Source organism: Klebsiella sp. A52, from assembly GCF_018388785.1.
GTDB classification, from domain to species: Bacteria; Pseudomonadota; Gammaproteobacteria; order Enterobacterales; family Enterobacteriaceae; genus Klebsiella; species Klebsiella aerogenes.
Window position 1 is genome coordinate 4,903,408 of record NZ_CP074437.1, and the last position, 12,616, is coordinate 4,916,023.

Annotated in this window: 12 protein-coding genes; 9 read left to right on the forward strand and 3 right to left on the reverse strand. The window is 57.9% G+C overall.

Features of this window, described 5'->3' with window-relative positions; all coding sequences use genetic code 11:
• Together kdpD and kdpE are read left to right on the forward strand one after the other, a co-directional pair.
• Entirely contained in the window at positions 1 to 2,688 is a 2,688-nt protein-coding gene (gene kdpD / locus KGA69_RS23250; RefSeq protein ID WP_063447456.1) for a two-component system sensor histidine kinase KdpD, read from the forward strand.
• On the forward strand, positions 2,685 to 3,362 hold the full coding sequence (gene kdpE, locus KGA69_RS23255) for a two-component system response regulator KdpE (RefSeq protein WP_045393011.1): 678 nt from the start codon (positions 2,685 to 2,687) through the stop codon (positions 3,360 to 3,362). The genes kdpD and kdpE overlap by 4 nt, the downstream gene beginning before the upstream one ends.
• Here kdpE and KGA69_RS23260 read toward each other — a convergent pair.
• From KGA69_RS23260 to seqA, 3 genes are read right to left on the reverse strand one after another with little or no spacing between them, the layout of a single operon-like run.
• Positions 3,344 to 3,781: a hypothetical protein gene (locus KGA69_RS23260; protein WP_045393008.1), complete on the reverse strand. Its 438-nt coding sequence runs from the start codon at positions 3,779 to 3,781 to the stop codon at positions 3,344 to 3,346. The two genes, kdpE and KGA69_RS23260, sit on opposite strands and share 19 nt — an antisense overlap.
• A 55-nt stretch (positions 3,782 to 3,836) precedes the next feature.
• Positions 3,837 to 5,477, reverse strand: a complete 1,641-nt coding sequence (gene pgm / locus KGA69_RS23265) for a phosphoglucomutase (alpha-D-glucose-1,6-bisphosphate-dependent) (RefSeq protein ID WP_015367693.1) — start codon at positions 5,475 to 5,477, stop codon at positions 3,837 to 3,839.
• Between the two features lie 32 nt (positions 5,478 to 5,509).
• Positions 5,510 to 6,070 (reverse strand): replication initiation negative regulator SeqA, encoded by a 561-nt coding sequence (gene seqA / locus KGA69_RS23270; protein WP_045393006.1) that lies wholly within the window; start codon positions 6,068 to 6,070, stop codon positions 5,510 to 5,512.
• A gap of 229 nt (positions 6,071 to 6,299) precedes the next feature.
• Between seqA and ybfF the strand changes: the two genes are divergently transcribed.
• The 7 genes from ybfF to tcuB all read left to right on the forward strand — a co-directional run bounded on the left by ybfF (position 6,300) and on the right by tcuB (position 12,590).
• The gene (gene ybfF / locus KGA69_RS23275) at positions 6,300 to 7,073 is read left to right on the forward strand and encodes an esterase (protein WP_045393004.1); all 774 of its coding nucleotides are present in this window, start codon (positions 6,300 to 6,302) and stop codon (positions 7,071 to 7,073) included.
• Positions 7,074 to 7,206: 133 nt separating this feature from the next.
• Positions 7,207 to 7,500: a LexA regulated protein gene (gene ybfE / locus KGA69_RS23280; RefSeq protein ID WP_015367696.1), complete on the forward strand. Its 294-nt coding sequence runs from the start codon at positions 7,207 to 7,209 to the stop codon at positions 7,498 to 7,500.
• A gap of 149 nt (positions 7,501 to 7,649) precedes the next feature.
• The gene (fldA, locus tag KGA69_RS23285; protein WP_015367697.1) at positions 7,650 to 8,180 is read left to right on the forward strand and encodes a flavodoxin FldA; all 531 of its coding nucleotides are present in this window, start codon (positions 7,650 to 7,652) and stop codon (positions 8,178 to 8,180) included.
• A 292-nt stretch (positions 8,181 to 8,472) separates the two neighbouring features.
• Positions 8,473 to 8,925 carry a ferric iron uptake transcriptional regulator gene (gene fur / locus KGA69_RS23290; RefSeq protein ID WP_015367698.1) on the forward strand — a complete coding sequence of 151 codons (453 nt, stop codon included), beginning with the start codon at positions 8,473 to 8,475 and terminating at the stop codon, positions 8,923 to 8,925.
• Between the two features lie 112 nt (positions 8,926 to 9,037).
• Positions 9,038 to 9,964, forward strand: a complete 927-nt coding sequence (tcuR, locus tag KGA69_RS23295) for a tricarballylate utilization LysR family transcriptional regulator TcuR (RefSeq protein ID WP_045393001.1) — start codon at positions 9,038 to 9,040, stop codon at positions 9,962 to 9,964.
• Positions 9,965 to 10,060: 96 nt separating this feature from the next.
• Complete coding sequence (tcuA, locus tag KGA69_RS23300; RefSeq protein ID WP_045392998.1) at positions 10,061 to 11,464, forward strand: FAD-dependent tricarballylate dehydrogenase TcuA; 1,404 nt, start codon at positions 10,061 to 10,063, stop codon at positions 11,462 to 11,464.
• A complete protein-coding gene (tcuB, locus tag KGA69_RS23305; RefSeq protein ID WP_045392995.1) occupies positions 11,451 to 12,590 on the forward strand; it encodes a tricarballylate utilization 4Fe-4S protein TcuB in 1,140 nt (379 codons plus the stop codon). The genes tcuA and tcuB overlap by 14 nt, the downstream gene beginning before the upstream one ends.
• Positions 12,591 to 12,616 lie beyond the last annotated feature (26 nt).

The window sequence follows — 12,616 nt, forward strand, 5'->3', positions numbered from 1 at the left end:
ATGAGTGACGAGCCGCTGCGTCCGGACCCCGACCGTCTGCTGCAACAAACCGCTGCGCCGCATCGCGGCAAGCTGAAGGTGTTTTTCGGCGCCTGCGCCGGGGTGGGCAAAACCTGGGCAATGCTGGCGGAAGCGCAGCGGCTGCGCGCTCAGGGGCTGGATATTCTGATCGGCGTGGCGGAAACCCACGGCCGCAAAGATACCGCCGCCATGCTGGAGGGGCTCAGCACCCTCCCGCAAAAACGCATTTCCCATCGCGGACGCTACGTCCATGAATTTGACCTTGATGCCGCGCTGGCCCGCCGTCCGGCGCTGATCCTGGTGGACGAACTGGCGCACAGCAACGCGCCGGGTTCGCGCCACCCGAAACGCTGGCAGGACGTCGAAGAACTGCTCGAAGCCGGTATCGACGTCTTCACCACCGTCAACGTCCAGCATCTTGAAAGTCTCAATGATGTGGTCAGCGGTATTACCGGCGTGCAGGTGCGCGAAACCGTCCCCGACCCCTTCTTTGACGCCGCTGATGATGTAGTTCTGGTGGATTTGCCGCCGGACGATCTGCGCCAGCGCCTGAATGAGGGCAAGGTGTACATTGGCGGCCAGGCCGAACGCGCCATCGAAAACTTCTTCCGCAAAGGTAATCTGATCGCCCTGCGCGAGCTGGCGCTGCGCCGTACCGCCGACCGGGTAGACGAACAAATGCGCGCCTGGCGCGACCGCCAGGGGCAGGAAAAAGTCTGGCACACCCGCGACGCCATTCTGCTGTGCATCGGCCACAACACCGGCAGCGAAAAACTGGTTCGCGCCGCCGCCCGGCTGGCGGCCAGGCTCGGCAGCGTCTGGCACGCGGTATACGTGGAAACCCCCTCGCTGCACCGTCTACCGGAGGCCAAACGGCGGGCGATCCTCGCGGCGCTGAAGCTGGCGCAAGAGTTAGGCGCCGAAACCGCCACCCTCTCCGATCCATCGGAAGAAAAAGCGGTACTGCATTACGCTCGCGAACATAACCTCGGCAAAATTGTGATTGGTCGCCAGGGGGAGCGACGCTGGTGGGAACGAGCCGGATTTGCCGACCGTCTGGCGCGCCGCGCCCCGGACCTCGATCTGGTGGTGATCGCGCTGGATGAAAAACCGGCTTCTCTGCCCGCCCGCGCGAACGACAACCGCACGGCGATCGATAAGTGGCGCCAGCAGTTGAAGGGCTGTCTGCTGGCCGTGGCGCTGTGCGCCATTATCACCGTGGTTGCCATGCAGTGGCTGATGGCCTTTGAGGCCGCCAACCTGGTGATGCTGTATCTACTGGGTGTGGTGATAATCGCTCTACTGTATGGCCGCTGGCCATCGGTGCTGGCGACCTTTATCAACGTCATTAGCTTCGATCTCTTTTTTGTCGCTCCGCGCGGTACGCTGGCGGTTTCCGACGTCCAGTATCTGCTGACGTTCGGCGTGATGCTGACCGTTGGTCTGGTGATCGGCAATCTGACCGCCGGGATGCGTTACCAGGCGCGGGTGGCGCGTTATCGCGAGCGACGTACCCGGCATCTGTATGAAATGTCGAAAGCGCTGGCGGTCGGACGCAGCCGCGAAGATATCGCCGCTACCAGCGAACGCTTTATTACTTCCACTTTTCAGGCCCGCAGCCAACTACTGCTGCCGGATGAGAACGGGCAGCTGCAGCCGATGACCCAGCAATCCGGCGTTTTCTCGTGGGATGATGCGATTGCCCGCTGGAGTTTTGATAAAGGCCAGCCAGCCGGGGCCGGCACCGACACTCTCCCCGGCGTACCGTATCAAATTCTGCCGCTACAAAGCGCCGCCCGCACCTGGGGGCTGCTGCTGGTCGAACCGGAAAATCTGCGTCAGCTGATGATCCCGGAACAACAGCGACTGCTGGAAACCTTTACCCTGCTGGTGGCCAGCGCCCTTGAGCGCCTGACCCTGACCGCCAGCGAAGAGCAGGCGCGCTTGACCAGCGAACGCGAAAGCCTGCGCAACTCACTGCTGGCCGCCCTCTCTCACGATCTGCGGACGCCGCTGACGGTCCTGTTCGGCCAGGCGGAGATCCTCACTCTCGATCTGGCCAGTGAAGGTTCGAAGCACGCGCCGCAGGCCAACGAAATTCGCCAGCACGTGCTCAACACCACCCGGCTGGTGAATAATCTACTGGATATGGCGCGTATCCAGTCCGGCGGTTTTAATCTGCACAAAGAGTGGTTAACCCTCGAAGAGGTTGTTGGCAGCGCCCTGCGTATGCTGGAGCCTGGGCTTGGCGGCCAGCGCATCCAGCTGACGCTGCCGGACCCGCTGCTGCTGGTCCACGTTGACGGCCCGCTGTTTGAACGGGTGCTGATTAATCTGCTGGAGAACGCGCATAAATACGCCGGCGCGCAGGCGCAGATTGGCATTCACGCCGAAGCGGATAGGCAGCAGTTAATCATTGAAGTCTGGGATAATGGTCCGGGGATCCCGGCAGGCCAGGAACAGGCTATCTTTGATAAATTCGCCCGTGGTAATAAAGAGTCTGCTATCCCCGGCGTCGGCCTGGGGCTGGCCATTTGCCAGGCCATTGTCGAGGTGCACGACGGTAGCATTACCGCCAGCAACCGTCCGGAGGGCGGCGCCTGTTTCCGTGTTACACTGCCGCGAGAAGCGCCCCCAGAACTGGAAGAGTTAACCGAGGAATTGTGATTAACGTTTTAATCATCGAAGACGAACACGCTATCCGCCGCTTTCTGCGCACCGCGCTGGAAGCTGACGGCATGCGCGTATTTGAAGCCGAAACCCTGCAGCGCGGGCTAATCGAAGCCGCCACCCGCAAACCGGATTTAGCGATCCTCGATCTTGGCCTGCCAGACGGGGATGGTAATGATTTTATCCGCGAAGTCCGCCAGTGGAGCCAAATGCCGATTATCGTGCTGTCGGCGCGCAGCGAAGAGCATGACAAAATCGCCGCCCTTGACGCCGGCGCCGATGACTACCTCAGTAAACCGTTCGGCATCGGTGAACTGCAGGCGCGGCTACGCGTCGCGCTGCGCCGTCACGGCAGCGCGCAGGCCGATGAGCCGGTGGTGCGTTTTGCCGATATTAGCGTCGATATCCCCGCCCGCCGTATCGTGCGCGGCAGTGAAGAAATTCACCTGACGCCCATCGAGTTTCGCCTGCTGGCGGCGCTGCTGAACAATCCGGGCAAAGTGCTCACCCAGCGCCAGCTTCTGAATCAGGTATGGGGGCCTAACGCCGTCGAACACAGTCACTATTTGCGGATTTATATGGGGCACTTACGGCAAAAGCTGGAGGTTGACCCGGCGCGGCCGCAGCATCTGCAGACCGAAACCGGGATTGGCTATCGCTTTATGCCCTGAAATTCGCCTCTGCAGTACCAGAGAGTGGCGATTTTCAGCCCTTCAGAGAGCAGCAGGAAGCCTGCCAGGATCGCTAAATTCCTGACGCCGGCGGCTTGAATCAGCCACAGACCCAGCGACAGCGAAGGCTGCATAAATACCAGCCTGAGCGGCGCCTGCCCCCAGGCCAACCACAGCGCATAGCGGCTCTGACGGAAAAATAGGATCATCGACAGCGGAATGCTGATAATCAGCAGAACATTCAGCGGGTACAGCCAGGCCGCCGCTGCGCCGTAAGTGTGCAGCAGCTGAAGATACGCCAGTAGATCGTCGTAGAAAGGAAGACGGCGGTGGGAAATATTCCACCATAAGAATTGCAGGACGAAAAAGAGATCCATCCACGCCCAGAACAAAAAAAGGGACTTCCGTTGTAATTTCATCGCATTCCTTGCGAAAAAAATCAGGCCCGCAGGGGGCCTGATGCTGATAGGACAATCAGGCGTTTTTCAGCACTTCGCTGACAATCTCTACCGCTTCTTTTTCAATTAGCTTGCGATGCTCTTCGCCAAGGAAGCTCTCGCAGTAGATTTTGTAGGCGTCCTCGGTGCCTGACGGACGGGCCGCAAACCAGCCGTTGTCGGTCATCACTTTCAGCCCGCCGATAGAAGCGCCGTTGCCCGGCGCCGCGGTCAGACGCGCGGTGATCGGATCGCCCGCCAGCGTATCGGCGCTCACCATTTCCGGCGAAAGCTTAGACAGCGCCGCTTTCTGCGCGGAAGTGGCGGAGGCCTGCAGACGGTTGTAGCTCGGGGCGCCAAAGCGTTCCGCCAGCTCGTTATAGTGCTCCTGCGGGTTCTTACCGGTGACCGCGGTGATTTCCGCCGCCAGCAGGCACATGATGATACCGTCTTTATCGGTGGACCACGGCGTGCCGTCGAAACGCAGGAACGATGCCCCGGCGCTCTCTTCACCACCGAAGCCGAAGCTGCCGTCGAACAGACCGTCAACAAACCACTTGAAGCCTACCGGCACTTCCACCAGCTTACGGCCCAGATCGTTAACCACGCGGTCAATCATCGCCGAAGAAACCAGCGTTTTACCAACCGCAACATCTTTGCCCCACTGTGGGCGATGCTGGAACAGGTAGTTGATAGCCACCGCCAGATAGTGGTTCGGGTTCATCAGCCCAGCCGGAGTCACGATACCGTGACGGTCGTAATCCGGATCGTTGGCGAAGGCCAGATCGAACTTATCGCGCAGCGCCAGCAGACCCGCCATTGCACACTCGGAAGAGCAGTCCATACGGATCGCGCCATCTTTATCAAGGTGCATAAAGCGGAACGTCTGATCGACCTGATCGTTGACGATGGTCAGATCCAGCTTGTAGTGCTCGCCGATACGTTTCCAGTATTCGATACCCGAGCCGCCCAACGGATCGACGCCCAGTTTCAGGCCCGCTTTCTGGATAGCCGCCATATCGACGATATCCGCCAGCCCTTCAATAAACGGCTGCACCAGGTCCTGCTCTTTTACGTGGCCGGACGCCAGCGCGGCGTCGAGAGAGATACGCTTCACACCCTGCAGACCGGCGGCCAGCAGTTCATTAGCGCGGTTCTCCACTACTTTCGTCACGTTGGTATCAGCCGGGCCGCCGTTTGGCGGGTTGTACTTGATACCGCCATCTTCCGGCGGGTTGTGCGATGGAGTGATCACAATACCATCCGCCAGCGGGCCGCCTTTTTTGTTATGCACCAGAATCGCGTTGGAGACCGCCGGCGTCGGAGTGAAACCGTTGTTTTCCTGAACGATCACATCAACACCGTTCGCCGCCAGCACTTCCAGCACGGAAATGAATGCCGGTTCGGATAAAGCGTGGGTATCCTTACCCACGTAGCACGGGCCGGTGATACCATTTTTCGCGCGGTTTTCCGCAATCGCCTGCGCAATCGCCAGAATATGCTGCTCATTGAAATTGTGGCGCCCTGCGCTACCGCGATGGCCGGAGGTGCCGAACTTAACCGCATGCTCCGCATTACCCGCTTCCGGCTTCAGCACATAGTACTGAGCGGTCAGCTGGGCGACGTTAATCAAATCACTCTGTTGTGCCGGCTGACCCGCACGTTTATCGATTGCCATTGCCTGATCCTTCTGGTGCAAAGTTTAATTAACTAGATCGTGCCGCAAACCTTTTCAATCAGCTCCGCAGGGAACTGCATTGATTGCATGATGTGTTCGATCATGCTGCATTTACGGCCGGTATTAGTATTGGTGATAACCCACCACGGCGTACCAGGAACCTGTTTCGGTTTGGTCTGATTACCGCTTTTCAGCAGCGTCCGTGAATCTTCGGCGAAGTATACGCGGGTGCGCCCGTGCAGAGATTCAGTGGCTTCTGAAAAAGCCTTACTGTCTAACGAGTAAAGCGTAGTCAATACCAGCATGAAGCGGTTAACCGCGCGCTTTTGTTCAGCGTATTCGTCAGATAACAGCAGTTCGCGCATGGCGCGGACTTTATCTTTAACCGGGTTGGCCGGCTTCGCTTCGACGACTGGCGCCGCCGCAGGAGCAGCCGCCGGCGCGGCTTTCGCCGCAGGCGCGCCAGATGCAGGCTGAGAAACGGCGGTAAATTTCAGCATGCGCCGTAAAATGTCGGATGCGCTCTCGCCGATATGCAGAGTGTGGCTGGCAATATAGCGGTAGAGCTCATCATCAACTTCGATTGTTTTCATCTTAATCCAGTGCGATTTCTTTGTTTCTGAATACAAGTCGTCGGGATTAACTATCCTTTGTCTTTCACACTACTGCGCAAAAGGCATCAGATAGAGGACAAATCCCAACCGCGAATAGCGTCAAACCAGGATGGCGGTAAAACTCAGAATGCTTCCGGGTCTTGCAGCCTAATGGCAGAATGTCCAACATAATACCCTAACCCGACGGAGCGAAAAAAAGAACTTTGCCATGAAATTAAATAGCCGAGCGCAATCTGCACAAAACCCGCACAATAAATCCCCAATCGTCCTGGTACACGGCCTGTTCGGCAGCCTGGACAACCTTGGGATCCTCGCCCGCGATCTGGTCGCCGACTACGATATATTGCAGGTCGATATGCGCAACCACGGCTTATCGCCGCGTTCGCCGGAGATGACCTACCGCGCGATGGCGCAGGATCTGTTGGATACTCTTGACGATCATCAGATAGAGAAAGCGACCTTTATCGGCCATTCAATGGGCGGCAAAGCGGTGATGGCGCTGACCGCGCTGGCGCCGGATCGCATCGCCGGGCTGGTGGCGATTGATATTGCGCCAGTGGCTTATCACGTCCGCCGTCACGATGAGATCTTCGCGGCGATTAACGCCGTCAGCGAATCCGCCGCCAGCACCCGCCAGCAGGCGGCGCAGGTGATGCGCGAGCATATAAATGAAGAAGGCGTCATTCAGTTTCTGCTGAAATCCTTTGTCGACGGCGCGTGGCGCTTCAACGTGCCGGCGCTGTGGGATCAATACCCGCATATTGTCGGCTGGGAAACGGTGCCAGCCTGGCCGCACCCGGCGCAATTTATTCCCGGCGGCAACTCCCCTTATGTCACCGATGAATACCGCGACGCGCTGCTGGCGCAGTTCCCGCAGGCCCGCGCTCACGTCATTGCCGGCGCCGGACACTGGGTGCATGCGGAAAAACCCGAGGCGGTTTTACGCGCAATTCGCCGTTATCTGAGCACAATTGAAGCCTGAGTGGCTAAAAAACGCCCGACCGCGCGGCATAATGCCCGCGGTCGTTGGCGCGGCGGTTCGCCTGATGTATTATGGCGCGCTATCTGCGCCGGCTATAGCCCGGCAGCTTGTTTCCCCGAAGTCACTCTGAATCATGGCAAAAGAACAAACGGACCGAACGACATTAGATTTGTTCGCAAATGAGCGTCGCCCGGGTAGACCGAAAACCAATCCGCTTTCGCGCGATGAACAACTGCGCATCAACAAACGCAATCAGCTCAAACGCGATAAAGTTCGCGGCTTGAAGCGCGTTGAGTTGAAGCTCAACGCCGATGCGGTCGACGCGCTTAATGAGCTGGCGGAAGCCCGCAACATGAGCCGCAGCGATCTTATCGAAGAGATGCTGATGCACCAACTGGCCTGCCTGCGTAATCAGGGCGAAGTCTGAAAAACGCAAAAAAATCGCTTTCATGTAGCAGAGTGTGCACCAGGACGTTATTGCTGTTTCCGCGCCCTTCCCTGTTCTGCTATGATTGCCGTTAACTGTAGGCATAATGCCACTACCACATCATTAAGTTTCAAGAGGTTATTTTACTCATGGCAATCATCGGCATCTTTTTTGGCAGCGACACCGGCAACACCGAAAATATTGCAAAAATGATCCAAAAGCAGCTCGGTAAAGACGTTGCTGAAGTTCACGACATTGCCAAGAGCAGCAAAGAAGATCTGGAAAGCCACGATATTCTGCTGCTCGGCATCCCAACCTGGTACTACGGCGAAGCGCAGTGCGACTGGGACGACTTCTTCCCGACGCTGGAAGAGATCGACTTCAACGGTAAGCTGGTAGCCGTGTTTGGCTGCGGCGACCAGGAAGATTACGCAGAATACTTCTGCGATGCGCTGGGCACCATTCGTGACATCATTGAACCGCGCGGCGCAACCATCGTTGGCCACTGGCCGACCGCGGGCTACCACTTTGAAGCTTCTAAAGGCCTGGCAGACGACGATCACTTCGTAGGTCTGGCGATTGATGAAGACCGTCAGCCGGAACTGACCAACGAGCGCGTTGAGAAGTGGGTGAAGCAGATTTCCGAAGAGCTGCATCTGGAAGAAATCAAAAACGCCTAAGAATCAAACAGCGCAGCTATTAAGCTGCGCTGAATTAATAGATAAAAGCAATCAAACTAATAGCTACAAGTTTTTAACTTTTCATCACATATCTGTACAATGTCCTCTGATTCCACGAGGTCACGTGACACAGTTTGTAGCTGGTAATTCGTTTTTGACAGCTTACAAGGCGCGATGGTTGCAGTTTTCATTTCAGAGTTGCAGCTCTATAATGAGACGCATTACATCGGGTGATTCTCTGTATTGCTTCCCTTTGAAGGAAGCCGATCTTTAGCAACAGGACAGATTCCGCATGACTGACAACAATATCGCATTAAAGAAGGCTGGCCTGAAAGTCACACTTCCCCGACTGAAAATTCTGGAAGTGTTGCAGGAACCGGATAACCATCACGTCAGTGCGGAAGATTTATATAAACGCCTGATCGATATGGGTGAAGAGATTGGTCTGGCTACCGTTTACCGCGTGCTGAACCAGTTCGACGATGCAGGCATCGTGACTCGTCACAACTTCGAAGGCGGTAAATCCGTATTCGAGCTGACTCAGCAGCACCACCACGATCACCTGATTTGCCTCGATTGCGGCAAAGTGATCGAGTTCAGCGATGATTCTATCGAATCCCGCCAACGTGAAATTGCTGCGCAACACGGCATCCGCTTAACCAACCACAGCCTGTACCTGTACGGCCACTGTGCGGAAGGCGACTGCCGCGAAGATGAACATGCCCACGATGCGGTGAATAAATAATTTCCCGTCTCGTTTGTTGTAAAAAGCCAACCTCAAGGTTGGCTTTTTTATGGGCGAAATCCACCGGCATGCGTATTCTGTCAGAGCATAACGCCTTGTACGGAGAGTCAATATGGAGCTGCGCCAGCTACGCTATTTTGTCCGCATTGTGGAAACCGGCAGTATGGGCCGCGCCGCGCTCGATCTGAATATTGGCGTCTCTGCGCTCAGCCAGCAAATGGCGCGTCTGGAAAATGAACTCGCTATCCGCCTGCTGCAACGGACTTCGCGCGGCGTAATGCCCACCAGCGCCGGCCTCGCCTTTTACTCGCAGGCGCAACTGGCGCTGCGCCATGCTGACGATGCCATTCTCGCCGCGCGTGAAGCGCGCCTTTCCGGTCACGTCAGCGTCGGTATGGCGCCGAGCACCGCTTCTGTACTGGGCGTACCTTTTATCAACGCCATGCGCGAAAGCTACGCCGACGTCCGCCTGCACCTGGTGGAGAGCCTCTCCGGCAATCTGGAACGGATGATCAACACCCGCCAGCTCGATTTAGCCATCGTTTTCCAGAAAGAGAAGATCCTGCGCTGGAGCGCCCGACCCATTCTTGAGGAACGTCTGTTCCTGATTGGCGCCCATGACGTGCTGGCGCCGCTGCCCGGCGATAGCATCTCCCCGAACCAACTGGCCGCCATCCCGCTGATTATGCCAAGCCAGGGGCATGGCCTGCGCGGCAGGCTGGACGCTATTTGCCAGGAGCACGCCATCAACGTTGACGTGGTGGCTGAAATCGATGGCCTGGCCCTGCTGATGCGCGCCGTTCGTGACGGGCTCGGCGCCACGCTGCAGCCGGGCGCGGCGATTTCTCATCTCGACAGCCAGGCGCTAAGAGTGATCGGCGTCGATAATCCGGTACTTAGCCGACCGAATTTTCTGGTCAGTCTTTCCGATGACGAACTCACCCCGGCAGGCCTTGCGGCACGGGTAATGCTGGCAAAAGTCATGCGCCAGCTAGTTGAATCCGGCAACTGGCCGGGCGCCAGTCTTTACACACACTAAACCCCCCTTTAGCTTTACGCCATAGCGCCTGCCGCCCCTGCACCTTACATTTCCATTACAAATTTAACAATTAGTCAAAGCGTAATGGAGCCGATAATGGTGGATGTACTGGTGATTGGCGGCGGCAACGCCGCGTTATGCGCCGCCTTAACCGCCCGGGAAGCAGGCGCATCCGTACTGCTGCTGGAAGCCGCGCCGCGGGAATGGCGGGGCGGTAACTCTCAGCACACGCGTAATCTGCGTTGTATGCACGATGCGCCGCAGGATGTCTTAGTCGACAGCTATCCGGAAGAAGAATACTGGCAGGATCTGCTGCGCGTTACCGACGGCAATACCAACGAAGCGCTGGCCCGTCTGGTGATCCGCACCTCGTCGCACTGTCGGGACTGGATGCGCCGCCATGGCGTTAACTTTCAACCGCCGTTATCCGGCGCCCTGCACGTCGCCCGCACTAACGCCTTTTTTATGGGCGGCGGCAAAGCCCTGGTCAATGCCTATTACCGCAGCGCCGAACAGATGGGCGTACAGATCCGCTATAACACCCCGGTACAGGCGCTTGAATTACGTGATGGCGAATTCGTCGCCGCGCTGGCAGGCACTGAGCGGATCGCCGCTAAAACCTGCGTGCTCGCCGCCGGCGGTTTTGAATCTAACCGCGAGTGGCTGCGCGAAGCCTGGGGGCAAAATGAGCGCGGCGAATGGCCTGCAGACAACTTTCTCATCCGCGGCACCCGTTTTAATCAGGGAGTGCTGCTCAAATTTATGATCGATGCCGGGGCCGATATCATCGGCGATCCTTCACAGTCGCACTGCGTCGCCATTGACGCCCGGGCGCCGCTCTATGACGGCGGCATCTGTACCCGCGTCGACTGCGTGTCGCTGGGGGTGGTGGTGAACCGCGATGCCGAGCGCTTTTATGATGAAGGGGAAGATTTCTGGCCCAAACGTTACGCCATCTGGGGCCGTCTGGTCGCCCACCAGCCGGGGCAAATCGGCTATTCGATCATCGACAGCAAAGCCGTTGGACAATTTATGCCGCCGGTATTTCCGGGCGCCCAGGCCAATACCATCGCAGAACTGGCGCGCCAATTGGGGCTGGACGGCGAACGTTTGTCACAGACCATCGCCAGCTACAATGCCGCCTGTACGCCAGGCCAGTTCGACCATACCCGTCTTGATAACTGCACCACCTCCGGCCTGACGCCGCCGAAGACCCACTGGGCGCGGCCTATCGATACGCCGCCTTATTATGGTTATGCCCTGCGTCCAGGGATCACCTTCACCTACCTCGGGCTGTACGTCAATCAACACGCCGCCGTCCACTTTGCCGGTAAGCCGAGCCGCAACCTGTTTGTCGCCGGCGAAATGATGGCCGGCAACGTACTGGGCAAAGGCTATACCGCCGGCGTAGGCATGTCGATTGGCACCACATTCGGCCGCATTGCCGGTCAGCAAGCCGCCCTGGCGGCACAGCAGGAGAAACATCATGAAGTCGCTTGAAAAGCTGATCATCGAGGCGCAAATCATCACCGAGCCGGAAGCGGAAGTCGAACGGGTGATGCAGGTCTGTAACGCCTGCCGCTATTGCGAAGGCTTTTGCGCCGTATTTCCGGCCATGACCCAGCGTCTGGAATTTGGCAAGGCGGATATTAACTATCTGGCGAACCTGTGCCACAACTGCGGCGCCTGCCTGCACGCCTGCCAGTATGCCCCGCCGCACGAGTTTGCGATTAATGTTCCCAAAGCGATGGCGGAAGTGCGGCTGGAAACCTATCAACATTACGCCCGGCCCGCCGCTTTCGGCAGTTTATATCGCCGTGCGGGGATCGCCACGGTGCTGGCGCTGGTCGCGGGTCTTGTCCTGTTTCTACTGTTGGCGCTGGGGCTCAAAGGCTCTCTGTTGCACCCGCCGCTGGCCGGTGATTTCTACCAGATTTTCCCGCATAACCTGCTGGCGTGGATGTTCGGTTCGGTTTTCATCGTAGCTATCGGATTGCTGATGAGCGGGGTGATTCGTTTCTGGCGCGAGATCTCGCCGGGCCAACCGCAGGCTGGCGATATCGCCAGGGCCTCACATGATGCGCTGACGTTGAAATATCTCGACGGCGGACACGGTAAAGGCTGTAACGAGGCCGATGACGCCTTCACCCTGATGCGCCGCCGTTTTCACCACTTCACTTTCTACGGTTTCATGCTCTGTTTCGCCGCCACGGTTGTGGCCACGGGCTATCACTATCTCGCCGGTTGGGAGGCGCCCTACCCGTTCTTTAGCGTACCGGTACTGCTGGGCACGCTCGGCGGCATCGGGCTGCTGGTAGGCCCTGCGGGTTTGCTATGGCTGAATCTGCGCCGCTCGCCGCTGCACGGCGACGCGCGGCAAAAACCGATGGATCGCGCTTTTATCCTGCTGTTGCTACTGACCAGTTTTACCGGGCTCGCGCTACTGGCGGGCCGGGACACCTCGTGGATGGGCATTCTGCTCGCTATCCATCTCGGGGTGGTGATGGCGCTGTTTTTAACGCTGCCTTACGGAAAATTTGCCCACGGATTTTATCGCTGTGCGGCGTTACTCAAGTGGGCGATTGAGAAGCGGCGCGGAAAACAGGCGGCAGTCGCAGGCGACTAACCCGCTCCCTCTTACCTCTATAACAA

Excerpts from the sequence above, each read along its gene's own strand:
- kdpD (WP_063447456.1), top strand. The coding sequence starts at position 1 with ATGAGTGACGAGCCGCTGCGTCCGGACCCCGACCGTCTGCTGCAACAA.
- KGA69_RS23260 (WP_045393008.1), bottom strand. The coding sequence starts at position 3,781 with ATGAAATTACAACGGAAGTCCCTTTTTTTGTTCTGGGCGTGGATGGAT.
- pgm (WP_015367693.1), bottom strand. The coding sequence starts at position 5,477 with ATGGCAATCGATAAACGTGCGGGTCAGCCGGCACAACAGAGTGATTTG.
- seqA (WP_045393006.1), bottom strand. The coding sequence starts at position 6,070 with ATGAAAACAATCGAAGTTGATGATGAGCTCTACCGCTATATTGCCAGC.
- ybfF (WP_045393004.1), top strand. The coding sequence starts at position 6,300 with ATGAAATTAAATAGCCGAGCGCAATCTGCACAAAACCCGCACAATAAA.
- ybfE (WP_015367696.1), top strand. The coding sequence starts at position 7,207 with ATGGCAAAAGAACAAACGGACCGAACGACATTAGATTTGTTCGCAAAT.
- fldA (WP_015367697.1), top strand. The coding sequence starts at position 7,650 with ATGGCAATCATCGGCATCTTTTTTGGCAGCGACACCGGCAACACCGAA.
- fur (WP_015367698.1), top strand. The coding sequence starts at position 8,473 with ATGACTGACAACAATATCGCATTAAAGAAGGCTGGCCTGAAAGTCACA.
- tcuR (WP_045393001.1), top strand. The coding sequence starts at position 9,038 with ATGGAGCTGCGCCAGCTACGCTATTTTGTCCGCATTGTGGAAACCGGC.
- tcuA (WP_045392998.1), top strand. The coding sequence starts at position 10,061 with ATGGTGGATGTACTGGTGATTGGCGGCGGCAACGCCGCGTTATGCGCC.
- tcuB (WP_045392995.1), top strand. The coding sequence starts at position 11,451 with ATGAAGTCGCTTGAAAAGCTGATCATCGAGGCGCAAATCATCACCGAG.